Genomic DNA, 24127 nt, shown 5'->3' on the forward strand with positions numbered 1-24127 from the left:
TGTATTTATGCGAAATTAACTATAGCTTCGATATAGGTATTTTTATCAATACCACCGCCAGCGTATTTAGAAAATGCTTGCTTATGAAAGTCATATTCACCTTCCCTTACTATATCGACAAGAACCTGCTCAGCCTTTGATAGATTCAACACATGGACATCAAAGTCATCTTTTTTAAAGCTTTCTAGTTTGTTCATTACATCAACATCAAGGTTTAATATTATGCCAAAATATTTCCTTAACTGCGTGTCAAAGCTTTCAACAGTCAACACGGTGTAATCAACAACTAAACGAATTTCGCCAACTTGATCTGAAATTACTATCTGATGTTCACCTGATATTTTCTGTGATACTAAAGATAAATGAATATCACCATCTAATTTGGTCTTGGCGTTTATGACGCTTTTAATTTGCGGGTAGACTTTAAAATTAATATCAAACATACCAAAAAGCTGCTTGTTTTTTTCTACAGTTTGCAGCGTCAACCAATGCTCTTTGCTTATTTCTTTTGATTCAAGCTTAGTGTCAAGATTTGAACTATGTTTTAGCTCCATTGTATAGGATGCACTTTCTTTTGATTCTGAGTAAAGAATGATTAGCCAATCTTTGTAAGTAAACGTTTTGAATAAAGTTTTCATAATATAACTCACTATCTTGAGTTGATTCGAACCTGTTCCGAACCATTGATACCATTTTGGTCGTAAAAACGACCGATGCCAACCTGTTTTTTACTCTTAAAATTGAAAAATTAATTAATGCGAATTTATTATTACTTGTCAGACAGATCCTTTTCATATGTGTACAAATTTTTGTTAATGCACACAAACTTAATCAATGGAGAATAGACCGGTTAACGCGTTAACCGATTCAATGCGAAATTGGGTTAATGAGGTGTATACCTGTTATGGAACAATATAGTTAGTCGAACAGGCAGGATTCATGTACATAAAGGCAATTTTTGATAGATACGGTTTTTATCAATATTTAAATCCAGCAATTGTCACCGGTTAACGCGTTAACCGATTTAATACAGCTTTTGTTGTGGTCCTATATTGTTGAGGTTCCGATTAGAACCTGGTCTACTGTTGTGCAATGCAAAGGCTATGTCGTATGTTGGAAGATGTTATGATGTAGCAGTAGTAAACACTGCTTAATTGGTTTGAGGCTTAATTTCACATACGCGGAAGCAAACAATGGTCACCGGTTAACGCGTTAACCGATTTTATAGAGAGATTTTTTACTGCCGTTATACATAGTCTTGAATGTTCTATTTGTCCTAAAACAATACCAAGCATAGGCCTTTATCATCAATTTAACTTGCGAAAACCGACTACTTAACAGTCACAAGTTGAATGATTTTTAGGTCTGGAAGGCTTTTTGGTCGGATGGTTACTGCAGAGAATATAAAGTATATTCAAGAGCAGGGGTGTTCCCGATTCATCCGGGCGAATTCACTTCGTTCTGCTCACGGGGTTTCTTGGCGAATTTCGATAAAGTATGTACCAGATTCATTGGCCCATCTATGTACGTACTATTTTTAGCGGAAATACCATATCTAAAATCAAGTAATTGCTACCGGTTAACGCGTTAACCGATATTAATTCTTTAACTCGTAGACTACTTTGCTCGGATAAATAGTTAATCTTTGACCCTTATCTTCGAGTAATAATCCATTGTTATGAGTTTTAATAGCAGAGCTTTTATTGAAAATTTTTGTGATTTGCAATTTGAGTTTTGAGGCTGTTAACCCGTTTTCAATAGCCGAGGCTATCTGCGGCCAACTTTCTTCTACAATATTTGATGATCTTGATTTTGCCAAAAGATGAACAACTAACAGTGATAATGTTTTATTTTGTGTATTGGCAAATAAGCTGGATATTTCATGTAGTCGTTCAGGCTCCTGTTCTTCAATTGTGATTCTCTCGAAATCGCCTTTATCTGCCTCGAATACCATACGATCTATAGCATCACAGACGATGTTAGGTAAATTAAAATCAGCGACCATCAAGCCAGAGCCTCGGAAATTTTCACCATCTACTGTTCTTCTTAAGGTAGTTGAGAAGTTACTGATAGGATCAATAATCATTATTTCTTCATCAAGTTCAATGTTTAGAGGGCTTAATGTTTCTGGATTAATGGTGATAGTTGCATAACTCAACCGAAGAAGAGACGCTATAATGTTTGCCCGGCTACGTGGGGCATTAGTGTCTGAAATATTGACTTCATTCACAATCGAGTTTATTGGAACTTGGAAGGACATGCGACTTGACGGTGTGTTATTCGCACCTCTACGCTTATGTTCCAATCGGCTTTGGACTACACATTTAATTAATGAGCCATAAATAATGATATCATCCGGGCTTGGTAGGTCACTATCGCCTGTAGTTGTTAATTTAACATTTACTGGGCCATCAAAAATAGGATTCAATGAGGGCAGGGAGGTAGTGACTTTTTTTACACTATTATTTTTGTTGTTTTGTTTAAATAAAACTTGAAAAAGATTAATAATGGTTCTGGTTATAAAAATTGATTTGTCTTTCTCTTGAATAGAGTTTGCCCAGGTAAGATTTATGGTCGAGTTTTCTCTTTCTGTTATATCCGCTTGTTTTGGTTTGTCATCAAAAGAAACAGGATACCAAATTGAACATTTCAACTTAGATCTAGAAAATTTGATGACATTAAAAACACCATTCTTCTTTAATTTAGATAAATTTCTCCAAATCGTTGTATAGGCAACTAAAACATCTACTTTCAGCCTAAGATAGTATAGATTTTCATATTGAATAAATGAGTCTGCTTTTAACATATTGAACAGTCCATGGAGCTCAGTATTGGACTTAATATTATCTATTAGAGATTTATCTACGACCAAGATAGGAAAGTGTTCACTTTTTATCTTGTTTGACATCTTCTGGACTGTTTCAATATTCTTCATATATTTATCTTTTCAACTCGTTTTTCAATTTATTTATGCTTTGAGTCCAATTCGCGAAGAGACTGGGCCTACATAATATGTACCTGTCCATTTTGACAACATTTGACTTAAGTGTTACATTTTGCATGTTGATTTCCTTTTGCTTTAGCTGCTCTAGGGGTTGATGTTCGGGTGTATTGGCGTACACCCGTAGTTTTTAAATTTACGATTGTTGTAACTCTTTCAAGAATTTTTCAAATCTTTCTCTTTTTTCATCAGTGAAGTTTTCCACTGTTACAGAAACCTTATACTTTAACTTTTGCTTATCAAGAGCCTTGTAAAGTGGGGTATCGTTGGACGTCTCGGCTTTCACTCTTTCAACTGGTAGTGAATCTTTCAATAACTTAAAAATTGTCGATTTGGATGTCCCAATGTCGATTTTCAGATTTGAAATAAATGTATCAATATCATCGGTTATCGAATATATTTTTTTACACATGTTAGCTAGTAGATCTAGATCTCTTGCAGAGAGTTCATTGGTAACTGGGAATAATCGGATCAAAGCGGGAGGTATTGATGTCGCGCTATTGATGTATCGAGTCACCGTGGATTTGCTGACACTTTTAATTTTGGCAATTTCTGAATGAGAATATTTAAAATTATTCTGTAAATACGCGAATTGCATACCTTTATCATAGATTGATTGCTCTTCAAACAAGGCTAGTTGCTCAATAAGTGCCTGTATGTCGCTGGCACTGATATCTCGAGCTTTGGTTACCGTAAAGTTTAGGCCTATACCAGCCTTTTCTGCAGCAAACAGTCTTCTAGAACCATCCCAATTTGAAATTCTCCCATCTTCTAGAACCTCACCGTAGCAGTTATAAAGCTGGCCTGTTGTTTTGAGACTGTCGATTAGATCTTTAGTATTAAATTCCGATAATGCTTCTTGCCAACGAGGGTTATCCTTCAGTACGACTATTGAATCAGCTAATTGGGAATGAGGAATAAAAATCTCGTAGAAATCAACCACTCGACCTGAAGCTAATTCGATTTCTTTATGTTTGATTTTTTGTTCAGGCAACATTTCGCTGTCAACGTCAGTTAAATTTGTGCTTTCTTCAGATATGACTATCAGCTCATCATCTGTTTTTTCAGCGATTAACTTAGCGGAATTCAATGCATTATTATGAACATCCTTCGGGTTGGGGCGCCTATTTCTACTGCCTTTTTGAGTGTCTGCAGTAGATTTTCTCGCATCCTCAGCCGCTTTTGCTTTTTCAAGGACAGCTTTATTTACGCCAGGCACTAGAAAATCATAACTCATAATTTATTCCTTCCCTTCAAATTCATTGATCATTAATTCGAATTCAAATACCAATGGTGTAATGGCTTGTTGGGCTTTAAGAAATGATGAACGGGTACCTTTAAATTCGTGCAATGACATATCGAAAATCGTACAACGCTGCTCAGCACACGCAACTATTGCATCAGATCTTGGAATCGACGAGGTAAAATAATTTGCAGCCCCAGAGGCCTGTCTTAGCTTCTGTGATAATCGTGATTCTGCATTGGAATTTGGCGTTATTGATGATATTAGCAACTTTGTTGTTTTGTAACCCTTATGCCCTAGATGTCTTAGGACCTTGTATGTCCTTGCTAAAAAACTGACATACATACCTGCTGAATCCCAATCATATTCGCTCGGTCTGACAGGCATGATAAGATGTTCGGCAACATAATGAGCAGATAGATTAGCTGCGACAAAGTGCGGTGGTGTATCGATGAGGATGATGTCATATTGATCTCTGACTGCCTCAATAACCCGCTCTAAATCTTTATAACATTGATATTCTTCGCCATCTTTGGCGGCTGATTCTTTTTCCCTTACATAGATGTCATATCCACGGTCCCGATCTCCAGAGACAATAACGTCAAGATTTGGGAAGTTTGTTTTTTTGATTGATAGTGATAATTTTTCTTCAAACTCGGCATCAGTACCCTCATGCATCATAAGGTCACCAATAGTGATGTCTTCTACCTGAATATTAGGCACCAGCTGTGAGCTGGCAGTCTTTTGTGGGTCCAAATCAATAACTAGTGTTTTATAAATACGTGAAGGAATACTTGAAATCCCAGTTGCTAACAATGTGGTAGTGCTTGTTTTACCGCTACCCCCCTTCAAAATACCAATCAAGACTACTTGAGCCCGTGTAAGTTTGCGCTCAACTTTACCGGTGCGTTTAATTTCGAAATATTGTTTAATTTTATTAAGATCTTGTTGGTTTATACGCCACGCATTGCCATCTTTGTAATCGATACCAAGTTCGTCGCAAATTTTATTGATGATGCGACCAGTTCTGGCTTCAGGTACCGCTGAAATTACTTCACGCTGATTATAGTTTCGATAAAATTTTCCATTTGGCGCATCACCACATGAATAAGTTGTTATGTGGTCGTAACTGATACCCGCATAGCTTTGTGCAAGGGCATCAAGTTTATTTTGTGTTTCTTGGCTCATTTATGTTCACCTTAATCAATGTCAGACCGTTAGCATCATTTTTGGCTTTTAACACCATTTATCGATACGTTACACCACTTTTAACGCCATTGCATCACTTTTTGATGTTTTGTTGCAAAAAGTGATGCAGCACTAGATTTTTAGTCCAAAAATTTAATTTGCAGCACGCACCATTGCAAAAATATGATTGTTATTTTGGTAACAAAACCCAATAATAAACTTCTTGACTTTAACACAAATACACTTATCATGTAATTGTTAAGTTGATACCTTACATGTTCCATGTGGCTGATAAATCTATACCTCTCCCTTTTGGCTTATCAGCCACATCTTTTTTTCCCCTCCAACAAATCCTACCAAAAACTATAACCAAAACAGTTGAGTAAACATTTTTCATTAAACAGCCGCAACTCTTAGTTGATATATTTCGTTTGTTCGGATATGATGAATTTCGTAATTTATTCGAGCAAATGAGGTTTCTTATGCAAGCTAAGCAACATGGTTATTACAAAGTTGGCGTTAATACCAAAGGAACTCCGCGAATTTGGCTACAAGGAGGCAATCTTACTGCGGCCAACTTCACCAAAGGTCAGCCATATGAAACTATTTTAGCAATTTCGCCGTAAACCCTCGCCCAAACTGGGCGGGGATATAAGGCGTAAGACGCAAAGCGGCTTAATCTGGCGTTGATTGACTCTCTACATAAGCCTTTAATGTTTCGATTGTTGCGCCTCCTGCCGTACAAGCAAAGTAAGAGCGTGACCACAGAGCCGCACTTTTGCTTTGCCTTGTAAGGTGCGTATTCTGCAATCTCAACATTCTTGATGAAATAGATTTAAGGTTGTTGACCATTACACTAACTGACAATTTTGGCGGGTACGCTATCAGCAAGTGAACGTGATCCTGTTCGCCATCCATCTCGAACAATTCACATTCAAGCTTTACACACGCCGATTCAAAAGCCTCTCTCAACTGCTCGATCATAATCCCTGTAAACAGTTTGCGTCGATATTTCGTTGTAAACACCAAATGCACCACCAACTTACTAACACTATGTCTTTTCTTGAGATAGCCATTCAGCTGATCACTATCAAACACACTCACTTTACAATTACCTTTTTAAGCCATAGAATACGGGCATTCTACACATGAGCACTGAAAATGCTAAGAGCAACAAAAGTACGCATTTACCCGACACAAGATCAAGCTGGGTTTTTAATTGCCCAGTTTGGCGCTGTGCGCTTTGCGTATAACAAAGCACTGCATTTAAAGTCTCATATGTACCGCAAGCATGGTGTCACACTGAATCCTAAAAAGGACATCAAGCCACTGCTTGCCGTTGCTAAGAAATCGCGCAAGTACCACTGGTTGAAGCAATATGACTCTATTGCCTTGCAGCAATCTGTTATTAACCTTCACCAAGCCTTTGATAACTTCTTTAACCCTAAATTAAGAGCCAGGCACCCAAACTTTAAGCGTAGGCATGGAAAGCAATCGAGCTATCACTGCGTTGGTGTTAAGGTGCTTGATGGTGCAATTAAGTTACCTAAGATGAAACCCGTCAAAGCCAATATCCATCGTGAGATAATTGGTCAGGTTAAAAGTATCACTCTCAGCTTGAGCAAGACGGGTAAGTTTTATGCGTCAATCCTTGTGGACGATGGCATTGAAGCTCCTACTTTGATTCACTCAATCAATAAAGTTACTGGTATTGATCTAGGTCTGTCACACTTTGCGATTGAGTCAAATGGCAGAAAGACAGCCAATCCAAGATTTGTAAAACGAGCAGAGAAGAATCTAAGACGTAAGCAGCGTCAGCTATCCAGAAAAGCAAAAGGCAGCGCCAATCGTGCGAAAGCTCGAATTCTTGTCGCTAAATGCCATGAAAAGGTAGCGAATGCTCGCGCTGATTTTCAACACAAACTCTCTCGAACTCTCGTTGGCGAAAACCAAGCAGTGATAGTTGAGACATTGAAATCGGCAAACATGATGAAAAACCGCAAGCTAGCAAAACACATAGCAGATGCCTCATGGCATAGCTTTGTTGTTAAGCTGGAGTACAAGTTGAAAGAACAAGGCAAGCATCTTGTTAAGCTCGACCAGTGGTACGCCAGCTCTAAAACTTGTCATTGCTGCGGTCATAAAATGGATGATATGCCCTTATCAGTTCGCAAGTGGGATTGTCCGTCGTGCGGAACTACAGATATAGACCGCGACTTAAATGCCGCCCTTAATATCCGCGATAAAGGCATTCTAGAATTAAAGGCGGTTGGACAATCGTCTCTGCTTATGGAAGCTGCGTAAGTCTCGATACTATCGAGCAACGGCTAACGAAATAAGAAGCATCGCACGATAGGGCGGTGAGTAGTCACGCCCGTTTTGAGCTTACGCCTTGGGCAAATTAACTAGACAAAAACACAACTACTGAAGAGGCCTCGACTTCGCGCATACACATAAGCGTTTTTGAGGCTAACGTTTAACCAAACGCAATGCATGATAAAATTTACATTTAAAATAACTTTATGTATTGAACCTGAAAGTAAGCCTTTTCATTGGCCTTTATATTGCGCAAGTGTTCCTTAGCTATTTGTGAAGCATTGTCGGGTTCAAGCAACAATAATTCTGAAAGCGCTCCCTTCATCAGCAACCATTCGTCAGCCAGCTCCTTTTCATTTAGCTCGGCTGCTAAGTTTTTTTCGGTAGAACTGTACAACCAAATGATGTTTTCAAGTAATTGAAACGCATATTTACCTGGATTGGCAGTCGTGATCATTACAATTAAACTATCTAGCGAGCGCCTAGTTAGGTACCAATTTTTAATATAATTTTCTTTGCTAATTGGCTCATCAAATAAATATCTACAGTATCTTAACCTACCAAACAAAAGACCTAAGACTTTTTCTCTGTTGGTTATTTTGGCAAGGATAACGAGGTGCGATTGTTTGAAATAAGCATACAAACCATTAATCACGGACGCATTTTTTTGCTTCCTGCGTAGCTTTATTTGACTCATAACGGTTACCAAAACGAATTATAAACTACATATAAAGTACATTAAAACCCCTCTAAATGCACCCCAAAACATTACATTTGGTTAAATATGGTAGAAATTGAAATAGACGTCCGGCTTTCGTTTAAGGCTTGGGAGGAAACCAGGAATAACAATAAGGCCAGTATTAATTGGAAGTTTGATGTAGTTAACGCCCGGTCGAGCTCAACCGAGCTTATGGTTTGTTAAACGACAGAATTAATTCTGATTCGGACTCCTCGTTAGATCAACATGGGGTAAATGATAGCTTGAATATTATTTGCTTATGCACATCGCTTACGTCATCTTCTATCGCATCGTCGTTTTCAACCCACTCCACTTTGGTTGATTCACTTAATGAGGTGCTGTGAACATCAACAATTGTGACATGTTCAATTTGTGCAACGTAATATGGTAAATCACGCTCAATACTTTGTTCTATAGTCCTGATCTCCAACTCACCAGTAAACATACCTTTGCTAGCGGCATCGATAGCTCTTCTAATGTACAACATCGCATCTGGACATCTCGAAGCCTTTAGGTCAAATATCTGCATTACTAATCCCTCAAACCAATTCTGCGGCTGGTAATAATCTGATTGACTGACAAATCACTGCCGCAAGACGCTTTTCTGATGACTTTACAATTTTAATTTTGCCATCAATTTCTTTGTTGAATACTCCTTTCTTCAACCATAATTCATTGGATTTATCGCAAATCGGCAATTCCCCAATCCGTTCTAGCGGTGCAAAATTCAACTCTGACAGGCCATTTTCTAGCGCATCTTCAATAATCGAACGACCAACCCACGCCAATGCTTTAAGTCCTATCGCACAAGTCAATATATTGCTGTTTAACGCCTGTTTCCACGCACCTAAATCAGAGTTATGTATTTCAGCAAATGGCAGTACCGAGTAAAGCTTCTCTATGTATTGTGCGATTAATACTTTATATAATTCGTAGCTATCTTCCTCAGACAAAACCGAATTAACAGCTTTTTTACTTGTACTAGAAGCCACAATAATGGAAATAAAATCGCTTACATTTGCTAGCGTGAATATTTGCCCTGTTGACAACTTGCCATTCACCGCAACGCCACCAGCAAAGGGCAACCCTAGTTGATCTGTTGTGTCCATTATATCGTTAGCCAGGCAGCTTAAACGGGTTTCACTATCAAACCAAATTGATTGGCTTGAGTTCGGGCGCTTAAGATTCAGATGCAAATCGGCAAAAATCTGTGTAACAAATTTTGATGAGTCTCGGATCTTATTTGTACCTACCACCACAATTTTCACATCAAGATGATGTTCGGCTAAATCAGGCCTTACAGTTAATGCCTTTGTAATACCGCTTAACCGACCTTGCCCATCAATCATTAACCGATCCGTTCCAGCTTGAAGGACTGCCTTGTAGAGTTTTACGGACCCAAAATCAATATCCAGTGGTGTAAGGTCAAGTTGAGATACCACGAGAATAACACCAGGAAAAAACGTGTTATTCCTCTTAATTAGATACTCGCAAATGGCATTAACCCTTAGCTTATCTGCATTACGCTGAAGTCTCTCGCGCTCTGGTATTGTTTCATCTTCTATGTCAATAAATTCAACACACTGAGCATAAGTCAACTTGGTATTGAATGTTTGCCCAATGCCTTCTTGACCTGCCATAACTAACATCGATAAATCAGAATGTGCTGTTATCGAATAATTAGGGATATGCATCTCTTGTTCTATGTTGTTCATGTAATTGCCTTAAGTTTCTCAACGTTTAATTGATACTAATACAGCACAACCGGAAGCGCAACCCTTAACTGATATAAATATATCAAATAAAGATTGCAACCCACAATTGATACTGTTATCTTTGTCACATGTATTTTTACTCGGTATAAACATCATGCAATTTTTTGATTTAGGCTCTCTCAAGGCAGGCGTAGCTCGCCAAGCTTACCAACTCAGCGAAGAGTTGATTGCAGAATATGTGACACTATTGAGTGCAGGTGTATGTTTGCAAATATCTACATCTCACGGTAAAGACTCAACAACCATTACCAATGCCGCAATTGAAGCCATGGGACGGGCACTGGCTGGTGGACTTATAGATAAAGACCATCCGTTAGTTATTCTTACCGTCGATACATTGCTAGAGCCAGAGCCAATTCAATGTTATGTCGATTATGCACATAAGAATGTTATTAAACGCTGTGAAGAGCTGGGCATTAATGTGCATGCCAAAATCGTTACCCCACCTTTTCATCATCAGTTGATGATTTTGTTCGCTAATGCACAAAAGTTAATTGCGACCTCATCATCAGGTCGTTCAGCTGATTGTTCAAAAATCTTTAAAGTTGACTCCAATATTCGAGCGTTAAAAGGTATTAAAGCCAGTTTGCCTTTGAAATATCAGCTAGCCCCGTGGGTTTCCGTTGCTGGGCAACGTTCTGATGAGTCAGCTCGCAGAAGTAGCAATATGTCAAAGCAAGGTGTTAAATCGCTTAAAGCTGATGCATTGCTTACTAAAATGAAGGCTGAAGGGGTAACCAGTAAAGTGTTTCGTTTCGCTCCTATTGGGGATTGGATGGTTGATGATGTCATTGCCTATTTAACCCATGCCGGTATAGGAATAAACAACAAACGCCTCCCTGGAACCGAAATTAAATGCTATGGCGAAAACTTTGGCCTTTTATTGTCGATTTATGGCGAGGGCAGCAATGAACGCTGTGAGCTTGTCACTTCTGAAGATGAAAAACCAAAGCAAAATGGTTGCGGTAAAATCGCTCGCTTTGGTTGTGTCACTTGCGGCATGGTAAGCGAAGACAAAAGTGCTAAGGAGCTCAATGAATATACTCGTTGGTCACGATTCGGTGATTCTACATTGCGCTTTCGTGATTATTTGACCCGAGTCAGCGATGATATTAACTGCCGCGCATTTCATGCTCGAGCATATGACCGCAGTGGTAATAACAATGTCTTTTTACAGCCAAACGTACTTAAAGCGTCGGTGCTAGAAAAGTTAGTTTGGTACGCGTCGCAAATTACACTCGATAGTCTAAAGATCCATGAAGATTTCGTGACCCTCTATGAAGCGGGTAATACTGAAAGTGACATCGGTATCAAAGACATCCTGCAAGATACCTCTCTTACTACTAGCGTTCGTCAGCAATATGTTGAAATGTACACCAATCGCATGCTTAAAGGACCAATGTTTGAGTTGTTCAGTTATAAGCATGGGGTGCTGCTTTCGCTACTGTGGTCGTTACACGGCATTACAGCGCTACCATATCGTCCACTCGCGATTTGGGATGCGGTGTTAAAAGGCAAGCGCCTTCCTTACCCTTTAACCAATGCCGAGCTGAACGCTAAACGCTCTCTGCAAGGGTTACTATCATTCCAAGACGAACTAAGAACGCAATCGATCCCTGATGCTGTGGTAGCACAATTATTTACGCCTTCTAAATACTCGTTTAATGAATTGAAAACGATGCATGGTGAATTGCTTAATTCATCATACTTAAAAAGCTTGCTTCCTTTTTCGCTATCTGATTATTGGGCAGATGCTTCTGTGCAGACCCACCAGCAACATGATTTGCAGTTATTTAGCCAAAGCACCAGCGCAAATACCCGTAAAGTTCGCTTAACGTATCGACTAGATTTGGCCACCAGCAAAGATGTGGTCAATGCAAAATGTTTACAATCCGGTAAGACTATCGACTTAAATGCTAATAAATCACTATTGAACGTATGTCTTGATTTGGCCAGGCACAACTATGCAGAAAACGGTAGCGAGGCGGCATTACAAAACAACCAATACCAGCTCGTATCTGACCATGAGTTTTCAGATCAAACGTTGTTTACCAGTGATATTGCATACTACAGTGAGCGAAAACGTGCTAAATCAGCTAAAACCCGCCAGTTTTCTGAAAGAAAACGCGTATATGACAAATCACTTGGCCGGTATGTGCCTGGTAGGGCATCGCTTAAAATGTATAGCGTCAATGAGCGTGCGTCTGAAGTTGAGCAGCGTATCAATACAGTTAGCTATTGGCTTCCTGACTACAAGATTAACCAGTCAATTAATGTAGGAACATCTGAACTAGATGCTAATGATTTATCACTTAATTTTATTTTTGACGATGAATTATTCACGCTTTGGCTGAATGATGGCGGCATAGACCGTTTGTTGCGTCATCATGACACCGTGTTAACGAATCGAATTATAGACAGAAAGCCTATTCGCGAGTTTTACGGAACTGGGCCTGTGTACACTATCACCAATACAACCGGTCTTAGTGTCAGTATGCGATTAGAAAGTAACTTTGTTAGCACATTAAAGCGCACTGAAATATTTCATCAAGCTGGTTTGTTTAATTTAGCCAACATGAAGCTAGAAAGACTATTAGAAATTAACAATATTATTACCATGAATGAGCACCGGGCACAAAAAGTTGAGCATTTACTAGCAACTCGATTTATTAAACATATCGAACGCCGTAAAATGAAGCAACGCCTTGCAAAAGTTAATGACAATATCGCACTTTCTAGCGTGTTGGATAGATTGGGTGAGTTTGCCGGGCACTATCTTCGTATTAGCAAGAGCTTTCTGGCCGCTAAGGTTTATGCTTCATTCAACTCAGACGCAGAATTAAGGGCAGCGAAGCTTTCTATGTGGCTAAACGAATATGCCGGTGTGATTTCCGACCCAAACATGGCCCTAAAAACGCTAGCAATCAAAGATGAGGCTGATGAAATAACCGAGAGTTTTGATGACTTCAACGTGTTTTTAGCTGAATTTTCAAAAAACATCGAAAACATTAAAGTTACTTTAACCGATTTTGCTAGAATACTCGGAATTGCGCTTGATGAACTCATTGGTATGGCCAATAACAGCGCATTAACGCTCAATATCCAAGGTTACAGCTATATTGCTGGTGGGCAAACGAAAGTGAGTGTTAATGATATTGCGCAATTTGTCAGTTTGCATGTTGAGCGTACTAACCGCCATTTGATTGAACACCATTTAGTTCAAGCTCTGGCTTATGCAAACCATAATGACTACCTGGGACATGGCATTATTTCAGACATTTCTAGCGCAAACACTGAAGCTAAAAAAAATAAACGCTATGAAAACAGTATTTATCAATTTCAAAACGCCATGGAAAGATGCGTAATCAAAAACCTTGAGCCATTTAGTGTCTTGCTTAACTATAACCCTACCAGCATTAAAGGGGCGGCAGTGACGAAGCTTAAAGCCACGGTAAAAACCGCAAAACTAGCGGTGTTAATGAAGAACAATATTAATCAATTTAACACCTTGCTGTCAGCAAGTTGATGAATAAGCAGAGGTTACTATGCGAGTATTAAAAAACCCATTTAAGCCGCTTTCTGAAGAAGAGTTTGTGGCAGTTAAACAATTTATCACAGAGTCTCGAGATCCTGAGTGTGCAAGAATTATTCACAATGCGTTCATTACCGGTGGCGACATTGATTTATCTGAGATTCGATATCCTTTGAGCCGATATGTCACCAAAGCATTTGACGTCTTTGTGACAAAAAAGCACGCAATTAATCAATTGAAACGATTCAAACTGGAACCTCCACTAAATGACAACGCTATTGAATTGATTTGCGAACTACACAAAAGACCACCAAAAGAGGAATATCAAGCATTATTCAACTTGGTATTTAATAAAGGCATGACGTATACCGAAGCATTGATTGAGCTTGATAACGTGATTTTATACCCGAACATTGTACGCGCATGCCAAGCATTCGAAGAAATAGTAAAGCTGATCGTTATTGAAAACAGTAAGGACTAAGCGGGGCGTCGTTGAATTCATCGGTATAACACACCCATATAATTTAATGTCAAAGCCTTACTCAATTTTTGTCAGGACATTGGCATACTTAACATCAACCCACGGGCTAATATTGGGGTGATTTTGTTTATAATAATATATCAATTAAGGGTTGCGTTTTGGTTGGAGTTAACTTACTATTAAGTAAGTTAATTAAGTGGCGCCTACGACACGCCTATATCTAAAACGAGGTTCACCGTATGAGTTCTGATATTGTTAAAAATTTCTGCGTTAATGCTTTACCAAGAGAATTAACATCATCATATAGCGACAAAGATTTGTATGTTATTTTTTGCCGGGCAAGAGGCGCGAATGATTACCTTGTTAGATGGAATACGAAAGTAGAATGGATTGGGCCTAAAGATGAACTGCATCATTATTGCTCTGTGATGGCTGAGCAATTTGATGATGGACTTTATCAATCTGATGGAATCGAGTTTGAATCTAATGGGGCTTCATTCACTTCACACATACAGTCTTTGATAAACAAAGCAACCCCATTAACTGACAAGACAATCTTGGATTATAAACTTCAGAGCCTTAGTATTTCTGAATCGATTTATTTAATTGCTTTTCCGATAGCCAAGCGCCTTCTATTTAAGCGCCACCCAAACCCTACACGTAATGAATTCGTCACCTTAGCAAACACTATTGATGAGCTTACTGAGCTTTTCAGCCTATGCCATGTCGCCAGTGTTGTGAACGATGACCCTGTTCATTGTTGGTACTACCGACCAAATATAGTTAGTTAATGTTTGAGCAAGGCCACCCTTTGGTGGCTTTTTTTCATGGATTTACTCCTTTGCCCGTTCTAATCGCTAACACTGACCAGTTTTATGAGGTTTATATGAATCAACTTATTACAGTTCATCTCATCGAATCACTTTGCCAAAAACGCGACCAGTTACTAAATGCATTTGAAGCACAGATCAATGCGGTACGCTTGTGCCATCAAATCACTTCAGAAATTGATGATATTATACCTACGCATGCAGATGCCACTTATGACTACATGAGTATTGTTTTCATGCAATTTAAAGATGTGTTGAAAGAAAGCCGCCCTCGGGTCTGTGTTGTCGCGGTAAGCAATGGGCTACCTGAGTTAGAACTATCTAAGTTAAAGCCACCAGCCAAAGTTACTTTAACCCCATTACAACAATATCTTGAGTACATTCCCCTCGATGCCCCACTGTGGCGTACAATGGATCACATTAAACGAAAGGTGAATGAACCTGCACTAAACTTTAAAAACATGCTCTACACGGGATGTGAAACGCTTATCTCCTGTATTACTGCCACGTATGCCGCACATCGAGTGGGCGCCCCTATGCTGTTACACCCAACAAACCCCGATTTACAGAGACAATTGACCCCTAAAGAGCACGCCTCAATTCGGCAGTTACCAGATTCACTTGAAATGGCTGTTATGGAATTTGCATACGGAAATAATCCGCTAGTAAGCAAATTAGGCTCAGCCAGTGCCGTCCACCGCATGCTTGGTAATAGCGTATCAAAGAAAGTTTGGGTTCAAATAGGGAGCCACTTAGGGCATTACCTTGCTGGGTTAATTAACTACGCTTTGCCGCTACCTTTAAATCAGAAAATATAACCGCAAATATATCAATTAAGGGTTGCGCTCGGTGTGTTTTTCACCTATCATTTATTCAGTTAATCAAACGGCGCTTGCGACCCGCCATGACTAGAGAACGAGGCTGATAATGAATCAATCATTTACATTAAAGTGTGACAACGATGAACTTGGCGATGTGGAAGGTTATGTTGTTAACAATACCGGGTTAGGTTTAGCGCTTCATTTTGATGGTTATTCTGACCATTGCAGTGCCGACAATACCGGTATTCCTGTTTATTTAGAAAAGTATGAAGGTGAGCTGCGTGTCCTCGTTTATGCGGATATCAATCAGGAGGAACCAACTCATGTTATTTCGCTTGAAGGCGCTCATGTCACTAAACGTAATGAGAGCGTAGAGCCTACTGCTGTAACAACAGAATCACCAGTAGCGGCTTATTTTAAAGCGTCTCAAGTTCAAAGAATTATTGACATCAACATGACTGATTTTTTCGATTACGATGTCACAGATGAAGTATCTGAATGGGCTTGGATAGAGCAGTACGCATCTTATGATTTCCGTGGGAACGGAGAGTCAGGCATCAATGATTACATATTAAATTTGGCAAATGACTTTGATGACATTCCTGGTGGTTTTTTGGCTGAACTCATCGAAACTGCAAGAGCTAACAATGTTCATTACATACTGTTTAATCAAGGCTGTTAAGCCGAGAGTATGATTGACGTAAACCTGCGATAACACAACTTTGAATGAGGTTCACATGACTTTTCCATCTGACTTAACCACAACAGATTCTAATGAGTATTCTAAAGCACCCGACACTCTTATTGTCAGAAAAGTATATGGTTCCAACGATCATTTGAACTTCCTAGTGAAAAAAGAGCGTTGGGATGAATTGATTGCAGATTATGAAGATACAGAAATGGCAATTACTGAGCTGATATGTCGTTCTGAGGCAAAAAAGATAGGTATGGACTTCGAGCCTGACATTGAAGTCATTATTGAGGAGCATCGAATCTAAATGGCGTTCATTACTAGAACTGGAAAGTTTGATTACAATGAGTTTGTAAAATCTTTGGCAATGAAATGTGAAAGTGGACAGGTATTATCACCGAGATGTTCAAGAGAAACCTTCATGCATGGTAATCCCGATAAAGCGGATGTGGCTATGAAGAAGCTCCGATTCGCCTTTGAAACGATTATTGCCAATCGTGTTGACTTTAAGCGTAAACGGTCAGATGCTGGTGGATATGAGTATTTAAAACTCTAAATTAGAAAAACAGGCATAGCCTGTTTTTTTATATTGATTTGGTTACAACTATACAAGAGTCCCATTAGGGATTATAATTACCATTGCAGACCAATAGGGTCATGCGTATAACGGTAAAAGAGGTAGTTATGAGTGTATCAAAAACCAACCCTAATACTATTGATTTTTCAGATCCTAAGATTTCAGAAGCAGGCTTTAAGTCTGCATGTAATATCATGATGAAATGGGGTTGTAAGGTCAATGATATGCAATCCATTTTACGAATTAGTAAATCACGCTTCTTTGAATACAAGTCAGGTAAACAAACCGGGTTTGTACTTGATAAGGATCAGTTGACTAGGGTCAGCTACATCTTAAACATTCATTCGGCACTAAGAGTGTATTTTAGTAACCCAGATAACGTATATGGTTTTATGAATATGGTTAATGGCAATCCATTTTTTAGCGGCCGCAAACCAATCGATATCATCAAAGGTGGAAATATAATCGACATTTACGAAGTATTTTGTCGTATTGATAACATGCGCAGTGGAGGGCGGTAGATAGTGAACTTGGATAAACAAAAAGCTTATAGGCTAATCAACTCTAAATTTCCACCTATCGCTATTTTTGATGATTCGGCTGATGAGGAGGATTTTGAGTATTTATATGCATTGCAAAGCCTTACTAACCCTAGATTGCAAAATGAGACTGGCGATATTAGCCTTATTCCTCTGTCTGACATCCCTTATGGTATTAAAGGTTGTTCCTATGCCACAGCACCGTTTACGCATATCAACAAGTCTGGCACTCGATTTTCTAATGCCGACTTTGGATTATTATACCTGGCAGAGAACTGGGAAACCGCAATCGCTGAAACGCTGCACCATACTCAAGCTATTTTAACTAATATTCCAGACTTGCATTTCGACGTAATCGTTATGCGTGGCTTAGTGGCAAGTTTCAGTGGAAATGTACTTGATATTCGTGCAGACACTCTTGATACAATGAATTCCTCCCCTATATATGATGAACATGATTATTCATTTTCACAACTTTTTGGCGCAAAGTACAGGGGGGTTTATGATGGATTATTATATACTTCAGTGCGAAATCCCATGTCTGACTGCTACGCCTTATATACACCTAAATTGATTCATGAAATAATTCAATCAACGCACTATGAATACATATGGGACGGGAATTTTATAAGTGTGAGGCAAATTTCATCAGCTACATGACCCCAAAGGTAGTTTATTTATTCATCATGGCTACAATACCAAGCTTGATTCTATGAGGAAGGGATTTCTTTATGGAATAATGAACACATGCTTCATCATCACAAGCTAATGACCATCGTATGTCGTCGATGCTTTTCTCTAACCAACTTATTACACTTTTCATTTGGCAAACCCTCTGGCTGTTCTTGCAACTTGGTCCTGATAATAAACGGTACTAAATCGTTAGGCTTAGATAGCATTTATTTTACACTAAGAATCAACGATAAACGAAATACCCTGAACGATTATTTTAAATCAACAGATAAACGCCCCTTTTGTGCTGGCAAGGTAAATCCTGGATCTGTTCTCACTTTGTCATCTATTATTCTTAATCCTTTCTTTTTAGCATTTGCGCGAATTACTTCTTCTACAAAAACCTCAGTAGGCGTCAATTCATAATAGTGCTCTTGTTTACCATTCTTGAGCATTTTTTGTGAATACGGGACATTTGTAAACCATCCAGCTTTAACTAGAATAGCAAGCCCTGTTCGCATGTCTCTTCGTTTAACTGCGTCTGTTAAATGGTCTTTACCGAAGGCCTCGAACACTTCATTGACGAATAACTGTCGTGTCACCCCGTTTGCTGCGTTCGTCCAGTTGTTTGTTAGATAGCTGTGTATAAACCTACTCAATGGTGATGGGTGCGAATTTATGGATGCGAATGGGTATTGTCTATAATTTAATAGCTGGATTTGTTCGATTACGTAGTCACTGAACGTTATTGAACATCTATCTCTACCCCTACCTGAACCTGAAACTTCCAGTATTGCATCTGCAAAAATATCATGAGTAATAGTGATACTTCTTGTTCCGTCAATCTGTGAAATGTTTGTCCTTGAGTCTCGGATTACGATTAACGATTCTCTAATAACATCGTATGACCTCGTTTTACCAAGTTTCTTCAATTCTTCGCGGATCTCGTAAAGTGAGAAATATATCCCAAAACGGTCTACACCACCTGGCATCCTAATCTTACTTAACCCTCGATTGCTCGCGATTAAAAACAGCAGTTTTTCGGTTAAGTCTTCGCGATCACCAGGGTATGCGTAAAACTCCACTTTTTCACCGTTGACGGTGCGTTCAATGACAGCTGGTTGGATTTGGCATACAAGTTCATTCCTGCCAATACGATACCTATTTTCAATTTTGAGTTTTTTACCGACTAATTCGCTAACTGGTACTATTGCATTTTCACCCCTCTTAAATCTTGGGATTAAATCAATTGTACCTATGCTATTTGAATAGGGTGATCTTACATATTTTCCTTTGATGAGTTGTTTTTCTGGGGCGTCAACTAGGGCAAATAAATCAAGTTTTTGCTGATAGCACTCATCATCTTCATGGATAAGACCGGTTGAATCGTCAGTTGCTAATAAGTTTTCCATCTCTTTGCCCAGCATTTCGGTTTAAAGATAAGATAGCAAATAGGTTATTGCATTGTTAGTGCCTTAATTTGATCCATTACTACCCAATCTCGATCCCTTAGTGCCTAATCAAGATCTTTTTCATTTAATGTCCTTATTATCCTTTGAAACCCTTGTGAGACTATGCGTTCCATTGGTTTTTTAAATCAAGATGACTCATGTCTTAGTCACAACTAGAATTTAAAAGTAGGTAATAGGATGTTCTTTATCTCTTATAAAGGGGGTTAGATAAGGGCAGGGGAGCCATTTTAAGCGCTTCAATATCAACTGCTTACTAACACTTTCGATCATGATAAGGCATTATTAACAGCCATAAACAACCACATTAGGCAGTATTCCGATCAACTCCAAGCACCATTGAGATCTACAAAGAGTAGTAATAAAGATCAACATAAAGAACCAACATTAAGAGCCAGTATTTTTTTATCAACAGCTTTATGCACAAAAATTAGCCCACGATCTACATTAAGCAGTAAAAAACACGGACTTATCAACAGTATAAGGCAGCCAATTTGATAAATTCAGTCATAAAAACCATAAATGATCAGCATAAGGCAGCATTCTGATCAAGTTGAGGTGCTAATAAATAAAGTTATACATGGCTTTAAAGTTACTTTAAACAGTCAATAATTATCTTGTTTTAGTGCTCAAACACGTCATCTTTATTTTAAAAACCCCTTTTTTACTGCCTTATCTCGACATCTCATGACTCGACATCTCTTTTTAGTGCTCAAATACGTCATCTTGGATGGGCCTTATGCAGCGTTGCTTTACTACCTAAACTCAACATCTTGAGCAAGAAACATTGAATTTTAGTGCTCAAACTCGTCATCTTTACATGGCCGCATTTTACTACCTAAACTCAACATCTTTACCCAGAACGTTGAGTTTTAGTGCTCAAACTCGTCATCTTTATTTTTCATCACACTTTTTACTGCCTAATCTCGACATCGCATCTCTTTTTAGTGCTCAAATACGTCATCTTGAATGGGCCTTATGCAGCGTTGCTTTACTACCTAAACTCAACATCTTGAGCAAGAAACATTGAATTTTAGTGCTCAAACTCGTCATCTTTACATGGCCGCATTTTACTACCTAAACTCAACATCTTTACCCAGAACGTTGAGTTTTAGTGCTCAAACTCGTCATCTTTATTTTTCATCACACTTTTTACTGCCTAATCTCGACATCGCATCTCTTTTTAGTGCTCAAATACGTCATCTTGAATGGGCCTTATGCAGCGTTGCTTTACTACCTAAACTCAACATCTTTACCCAGAACGCTTATTTTTAGTGCTCAAACACGACATCATTATTAACAGCAATAACGTATTAACTCGCTCACTGGGCTTTTAGAACAACCGTTGGATAACAGGGGAATTGGCGGGGGAAATTGAGGCCCTGTTTTTCTTCCAGCAGCCTCTTTACAAATTTAAATTCTTGAATTCTCTTGGCCTATACCTGTTCCATAAATTAGCGATATAAGCTCTTTTATCTTGTTATGTGATCCATGATAATCATCATCTGCCAATACAGATAATGCGCTCTCGAGTAACTTTATCTTTACCATTTGAGTACGCTGTGAAAAAGACCATTGGTTATTTGGACGCATAAGTAAATCATCATTTAGCAACTTAGCAATCGCGTTACTCGCATCTTCAATTTTAGAGCAACCCATTTGCTCAGGAGTAAATCCTGAATATTCGTATAATGCAGATTTAAACTCATTCATTTTTGTGTGATTCATAGCTAATTACCTTTGTGACATTGGCTGTATTGCCGCTGCTTGTTCAGCAGTTAACGATTGCAATCCATAGCAATAACTATTTGAATAAATTGTTGGTCAATTGTCTTCAGTCCGTTATCTTTATAGTGCTCAAACACGACATCATTGGTGCATCTTAAGCGTTTTACTACCTAAAGAGGTCATCTTAATGTAGGGTGCTGGTGGAACGTCAACCCTGAATGTTAAAAACTCATTGAGACAAATGGCTTAAGTAAAACCGGGCAGGCGTTTAATATGTCGCTTAATTTATCTAGGCAAATATCTTCAGCGCTTTTATCGAACTCACTGCTACTATCAGCGTTTTTAATGACATTATAGAACGGTGCTATTTGCTTCTGTATCAATATAACTTCAGCACCAGCATTTGTTAACTCGCTGAACGCCAGGCCTGTAATTTTATTGCATTTTACAATAGCAATCTTGTTCATTTCTGATATTGCATTGGTCGTATATTTCCCATTCGATTCTAATGAGCATTCACTGTGCAAATCTATGTTGGTGTCAATATTTATCAGAAAACCCATGATTTCTCGCTCTTTGTTTACATCTGCAATGGCTTCACTTGAGTGTTTAAAATAGCTTTTTAGCCCACCAATAGATGTCATGACGAGCACGATAAAGGCAAGCGTAAATAAAGCTCTATATATTAATGGTTTATTCATACACCCGCCTTGTGATTATCCGTTATGCACTTCATTACTTTTTAACTATCTCAACAATACAAACTGTAACGTTCGTTTTATCGAACTGTTTATCGAAATTGTTTGACCAGTGAATACTACACCCATCAGCACATAGTTTGTTTTTTAGTGTTGGCGGCACAATGGCCACCAGCTTTGAGCCGGTTCCCTTCAACAATGTAATGGCAGTTTCTACATGCAACTTTGCTCGGCCCTGGCTAAATGGCGGGTTCATAGCAATTTTGTCGAATTTAGGTGCAGTTTCTGCATATTTAATGAAGTCTTTATTGATTACATTATCGAAACCCATCTCAGCTAAAACCAGCGCGTGTAACGATGATATTTCCACACAAGTAACCGTTTTTGCTGATGGTTTCATTTTTTTTGCTATCGCACCAAGGCCTGCCGATGGCTCTAGAACATCATCCGTAGAACATATTTCTAGGCGAGCAATGACCTCATCAGACAACATATCTTGAGTCGGGTAATACTGATGCGAAATATGCTCTGGTGCTTTACCTAATCTAATGATGTCGTCTCTAATCGCTAAAAAGTCATACTCAAAATCCCATTCCTGTAAAAATTTGTTGGTTCTCACTCCACCACAGCTTTTCAAGAACGTATCCAATTCCAATTGTCGAGTCTTGTCATCAAGGTGATATCGGCAAGTGACACTGTTATTTTTTCTTCCCGTCAACCGAGGTTCATAACCGCTTCTATCCCAGATACGTGTTGCCTCCAACTGTACCAAATCGTATAACAAATCATTACTGAGCAGATGCTGCTTTAAATCAAAATCTTTTATCGTTTTACTGCCTTTTCCACGACTTTTAAACTCTTCAGGGATGGCTTGAGGGTATAAAACTGAAAGAATTTCATTTAAACGCCACGCTAAATCTGGGTGAATTTCGATGTGAATAGTTTGCTTTTTAAAGACTTTAAATTTGATTGCCCCTCCATCGAGTTCTAACCATTTACCTGGATTGTTTTGCCATGCTCTCTCTATGATTGAACCCGTGTTCATATGGCGCATTTTTGTTGTTGAGCGACCCATAAATGATGCAATTATCTGTCTTAAATCATCAATCGACTCTTTCTTTTGCACTGATCCAATAATCCCATTGATTATGAATCGTTGGGAAAATCCAGCTGGCGAATTCGTTACATGTGATTTCGATAAACCTTTAAATATCAGATCGACCTTTTCAGCCAAAAATTTATCGCGATTCAACAACAGCTCGAGCACTGTGCTTATGACCGTATCTCGCTCAAAGAGCGGAGCTTCCCAATTAGAAATATTACTCTTCCACTCCAAGCGTGTATCAGCTGGCATGTGATCCAACACATCGGTTAGAGCCAGTGCTTTATTCCAATAATCAGCGCTCAACCCTTTCAATGCTGACTCATACGATGACAATTGAGTGTTAACATAGTTATTAGGTCCAGACTGAAGATAGTTTAATGCAAACTGTGCATCAGATGTTTTAAGTAATTCCATTACGTTTTCTATACGTTTTGCATCTTCAATGTAATGTTCTAATAGCTTTTTTATCGACTCTGCGTCAGGGGTTTTAAACAGACTTAAACCGGCAATCGTTTGCACAGGGAATGCAACATCAAAAGTCGTAGATTTATATTGTCCAGAAGTTTCTGGGGTCAATTCAGAGCTAGCAATCACATCAAACATATTCATGCCTCAACCTTTAAATGATATAACCATCTTATCATACCCCTTAAAGAATGCAACCCACAATTGATATAAATATCACGTTGACACAACCCTTAATTGATACTAATATAATTGTT

At 38.7% G+C, this 24127-nt stretch carries 23 protein-coding genes; 11 read left to right on the top strand and 12 right to left on the bottom strand.

From position 1 onward, the window contains the following. Positions 1-5 precede the first annotated feature (5 nt). The 4 genes from IEW93_RS05970 to IEW93_RS05985 all read right to left on the bottom strand — a co-directional run bounded on the left by IEW93_RS05970 (position 6) and on the right by IEW93_RS05985 (position 5432). A complete protein-coding gene (locus tag IEW93_RS05970; RefSeq protein WP_188737943.1) occupies positions 6-638 on the bottom strand; it encodes a hypothetical protein in 633 nt (210 codons plus the stop codon). Between the two features lie 959 nt (positions 639-1597). Further along, a complete protein-coding gene (locus tag IEW93_RS05975) occupies positions 1598-2806 on the bottom strand; it encodes a hypothetical protein (RefSeq protein WP_229706627.1) in 1209 nt (402 codons plus the stop codon). A gap of 331 nt (positions 2807-3137) precedes the next feature. Further along, the gene (locus IEW93_RS05980; RefSeq protein ID WP_188737947.1) at positions 3138-4238 is read right to left on the bottom strand and encodes a hypothetical protein; all 1101 of its coding nucleotides are present in this window, start codon (positions 4236-4238) and stop codon (positions 3138-3140) included. 3 nt (positions 4239-4241) lie between these two features. Beyond that, positions 4242-5432, bottom strand: a complete 1191-nt coding sequence (locus IEW93_RS05985) for a ParA family protein (RefSeq protein ID WP_188737949.1) — start codon at positions 5430-5432, stop codon at positions 4242-4244. 482 nt (positions 5433-5914) lie between these two features. Between IEW93_RS05985 and IEW93_RS05990 the strand changes: the two genes are divergently transcribed. After that, positions 5915-6058, top strand: a complete 144-nt coding sequence (locus tag IEW93_RS05990) for a hypothetical protein (RefSeq protein ID WP_188737951.1) — start codon at positions 5915-5917, stop codon at positions 6056-6058. A 49-nt stretch (positions 6059-6107) separates the two neighbouring features. On the opposite strand, the gene tnpA is transcribed toward IEW93_RS05990, so the two are convergent. Continuing rightward, positions 6108-6530, bottom strand: coding sequence for an IS200/IS605 family transposase (gene tnpA / locus IEW93_RS05995; protein WP_373284882.1), 423 nt, complete (start codon positions 6528-6530; stop codon positions 6108-6110). 63 nt (positions 6531-6593) lie between these two features. Between tnpA and IEW93_RS06000 the strand changes: the two genes are divergently transcribed. After that, on the top strand, positions 6594-7736 hold the full coding sequence (locus IEW93_RS06000; RefSeq protein ID WP_188737955.1) for an RNA-guided endonuclease TnpB family protein: 1143 nt from the start codon (positions 6594-6596) through the stop codon (positions 7734-7736). 205 nt (positions 7737-7941) lie between these two features. Here IEW93_RS06000 and IEW93_RS06005 read toward each other — a convergent pair whose 3' ends face one another. The 3 genes from IEW93_RS06005 to IEW93_RS06015 all read right to left on the bottom strand — a co-directional run bounded on the left by IEW93_RS06005 (position 7942) and on the right by IEW93_RS06015 (position 10202). Then, positions 7942-8445: a hypothetical protein gene (locus IEW93_RS06005; RefSeq protein WP_188737958.1), complete on the bottom strand. Its 504-nt coding sequence runs from the start codon at positions 8443-8445 to the stop codon at positions 7942-7944. A gap of 262 nt (positions 8446-8707) precedes the next feature. After that, positions 8708-9016, bottom strand: coding sequence for a hypothetical protein (locus IEW93_RS06010; RefSeq protein WP_188737960.1), 309 nt, complete (start codon positions 9014-9016; stop codon positions 8708-8710). Positions 9017-9026: 10 nt separating this feature from the next. Beyond that, positions 9027-10202 (bottom strand): DNA sulfur modification protein DndB, encoded by a 1176-nt coding sequence (locus IEW93_RS06015; protein ID WP_188737962.1) that lies wholly within the window; start codon positions 10200-10202, stop codon positions 9027-9029. Between the two features lie 154 nt (positions 10203-10356). Between IEW93_RS06015 and IEW93_RS06020 the strand changes: the two genes are divergently transcribed. The 9 genes from IEW93_RS06020 to IEW93_RS06060 all read left to right on the top strand — a co-directional run bounded on the left by IEW93_RS06020 (position 10357) and on the right by IEW93_RS06060 (position 18393). Continuing rightward, positions 10357-13788: an adenine nucleotide alpha hydrolase family protein gene (locus tag IEW93_RS06020; protein WP_188737965.1), complete on the top strand. Its 3432-nt coding sequence runs from the start codon at positions 10357-10359 to the stop codon at positions 13786-13788. A gap of 19 nt (positions 13789-13807) precedes the next feature. Next, positions 13808-14275 carry a hypothetical protein gene (locus IEW93_RS06025; protein ID WP_188737967.1) on the top strand — a complete coding sequence of 156 codons (468 nt, stop codon included), beginning with the start codon at positions 13808-13810 and terminating at the stop codon, positions 14273-14275. A gap of 239 nt (positions 14276-14514) precedes the next feature. Then, on the top strand, positions 14515-15066 hold the full coding sequence (locus IEW93_RS06030; protein ID WP_188737969.1) for a hypothetical protein: 552 nt from the start codon (positions 14515-14517) through the stop codon (positions 15064-15066). A gap of 95 nt (positions 15067-15161) precedes the next feature. Then, entirely contained in the window at positions 15162-15923 is a 762-nt protein-coding gene (locus IEW93_RS06035; RefSeq protein ID WP_188737971.1) for a DNA cytosine methyltransferase, read from the top strand. A 109-nt stretch (positions 15924-16032) separates the two neighbouring features. Continuing rightward, positions 16033-16608: a hypothetical protein gene (locus tag IEW93_RS06040; RefSeq protein ID WP_188737972.1), complete on the top strand. Its 576-nt coding sequence runs from the start codon at positions 16033-16035 to the stop codon at positions 16606-16608. Positions 16609-16663: 55 nt separating this feature from the next. Continuing rightward, on the top strand, positions 16664-16924 hold the full coding sequence (locus tag IEW93_RS06045; protein WP_188737974.1) for a hypothetical protein: 261 nt from the start codon (positions 16664-16666) through the stop codon (positions 16922-16924). Next, positions 16925-17173 (top strand): hypothetical protein, encoded by a 249-nt coding sequence (locus IEW93_RS06050; protein WP_188737976.1) that lies wholly within the window; start codon positions 16925-16927, stop codon positions 17171-17173. It abuts the gene before it with no gap. Between the two features lie 128 nt (positions 17174-17301). Then, complete coding sequence (locus tag IEW93_RS06055) at positions 17302-17715, top strand: hypothetical protein (RefSeq protein WP_188737978.1); 414 nt, start codon at positions 17302-17304, stop codon at positions 17713-17715. 3 nt (positions 17716-17718) lie between these two features. Continuing rightward, positions 17719-18393 (top strand): RES family NAD+ phosphorylase, encoded by a 675-nt coding sequence (locus IEW93_RS06060; RefSeq protein WP_229706629.1) that lies wholly within the window; start codon positions 17719-17721, stop codon positions 18391-18393. 284 nt (positions 18394-18677) lie between these two features. Here the strand turns inward: IEW93_RS06060 and IEW93_RS06065 are convergent, their stop codons facing one another. The 4 genes from IEW93_RS06065 to IEW93_RS06080 all read right to left on the bottom strand — a co-directional run bounded on the left by IEW93_RS06065 (position 18678) and on the right by IEW93_RS06080 (position 24014). Further along, complete coding sequence (locus tag IEW93_RS06065; protein ID WP_188737980.1) at positions 18678-19817, bottom strand: hypothetical protein; 1140 nt, start codon at positions 19815-19817, stop codon at positions 18678-18680. Between the two features lie 1470 nt (positions 19818-21287). Beyond that, positions 21288-21602, bottom strand: a complete 315-nt coding sequence (locus IEW93_RS06070) for a hypothetical protein (RefSeq protein ID WP_188737982.1) — start codon at positions 21600-21602, stop codon at positions 21288-21290. A 221-nt stretch (positions 21603-21823) separates the two neighbouring features. Next, positions 21824-22303, bottom strand: coding sequence for a hypothetical protein (locus tag IEW93_RS06075; protein ID WP_188737984.1), 480 nt, complete (start codon positions 22301-22303; stop codon positions 21824-21826). A 34-nt stretch (positions 22304-22337) separates the two neighbouring features. Beyond that, a complete protein-coding gene (locus IEW93_RS06080) occupies positions 22338-24014 on the bottom strand; it encodes a DUF4942 domain-containing protein (RefSeq protein WP_188737986.1) in 1677 nt (558 codons plus the stop codon). Between the last annotated feature and the right edge of the window lie 113 nt (positions 24015-24127).

Source organism: Shewanella inventionis (assembly GCF_014641855.1).
Lineage (GTDB): Bacteria > Pseudomonadota > Gammaproteobacteria > Enterobacterales > Shewanellaceae > Shewanella > Shewanella inventionis.

Coding starts and splice junctions, on each gene's coding strand:
- IEW93_RS05970 (WP_188737943.1), bottom strand. CDS start 638: ATGAAAACTTTATTCAAAACGTTTACTTACAAAGATTGGCTAATCATT.
- IEW93_RS05975 (WP_229706627.1), bottom strand. CDS start 2,806: ATGTTAAAAGCAGACTCATTTATTCAATATGAAAATCTATACTATCTT.
- IEW93_RS05980 (WP_188737947.1), bottom strand. CDS start 4,238: ATGAGTTATGATTTTCTAGTGCCTGGCGTAAATAAAGCTGTCCTTGAA.
- IEW93_RS05985 (WP_188737949.1), bottom strand. CDS start 5,432: ATGAGCCAAGAAACACAAAATAAACTTGATGCCCTTGCACAAAGCTAT.
- IEW93_RS05990 (WP_188737951.1), top strand. CDS start 5,915: ATGCAAGCTAAGCAACATGGTTATTACAAAGTTGGCGTTAATACCAAA.
- IEW93_RS06000 (WP_188737955.1), top strand. CDS start 6,594: ATGCTAAGAGCAACAAAAGTACGCATTTACCCGACACAAGATCAAGCT.
- IEW93_RS06005 (WP_188737958.1), bottom strand. CDS start 8,445: ATGAGTCAAATAAAGCTACGCAGGAAGCAAAAAAATGCGTCCGTGATT.
- IEW93_RS06010 (WP_188737960.1), bottom strand. CDS start 9,016: ATGCAGATATTTGACCTAAAGGCTTCGAGATGTCCAGATGCGATGTTG.
- IEW93_RS06015 (WP_188737962.1), bottom strand. CDS start 10,202: ATGAACAACATAGAACAAGAGATGCATATCCCTAATTATTCGATAACA.
- IEW93_RS06020 (WP_188737965.1), top strand. CDS start 10,357: ATGCAATTTTTTGATTTAGGCTCTCTCAAGGCAGGCGTAGCTCGCCAA.
- IEW93_RS06025 (WP_188737967.1), top strand. CDS start 13,808: ATGCGAGTATTAAAAAACCCATTTAAGCCGCTTTCTGAAGAAGAGTTT.
- IEW93_RS06030 (WP_188737969.1), top strand. CDS start 14,515: ATGAGTTCTGATATTGTTAAAAATTTCTGCGTTAATGCTTTACCAAGA.
- IEW93_RS06035 (WP_188737971.1), top strand. CDS start 15,162: ATGAATCAACTTATTACAGTTCATCTCATCGAATCACTTTGCCAAAAA.
- IEW93_RS06040 (WP_188737972.1), top strand. CDS start 16,033: ATGAATCAATCATTTACATTAAAGTGTGACAACGATGAACTTGGCGAT.
- IEW93_RS06045 (WP_188737974.1), top strand. CDS start 16,664: ATGACTTTTCCATCTGACTTAACCACAACAGATTCTAATGAGTATTCT.
- IEW93_RS06050 (WP_188737976.1), top strand. CDS start 16,925: ATGGCGTTCATTACTAGAACTGGAAAGTTTGATTACAATGAGTTTGTA.
- IEW93_RS06055 (WP_188737978.1), top strand. CDS start 17,302: ATGAGTGTATCAAAAACCAACCCTAATACTATTGATTTTTCAGATCCT.
- IEW93_RS06065 (WP_188737980.1), bottom strand. CDS start 19,817: ATGGAAAACTTATTAGCAACTGACGATTCAACCGGTCTTATCCATGAA.
- IEW93_RS06070 (WP_188737982.1), bottom strand. CDS start 21,602: ATGAATCACACAAAAATGAATGAGTTTAAATCTGCATTATACGAATAT.
- IEW93_RS06075 (WP_188737984.1), bottom strand. CDS start 22,303: ATGAATAAACCATTAATATATAGAGCTTTATTTACGCTTGCCTTTATC.
- IEW93_RS06080 (WP_188737986.1), bottom strand. CDS start 24,014: ATGAATATGTTTGATGTGATTGCTAGCTCTGAATTGACCCCAGAAACT.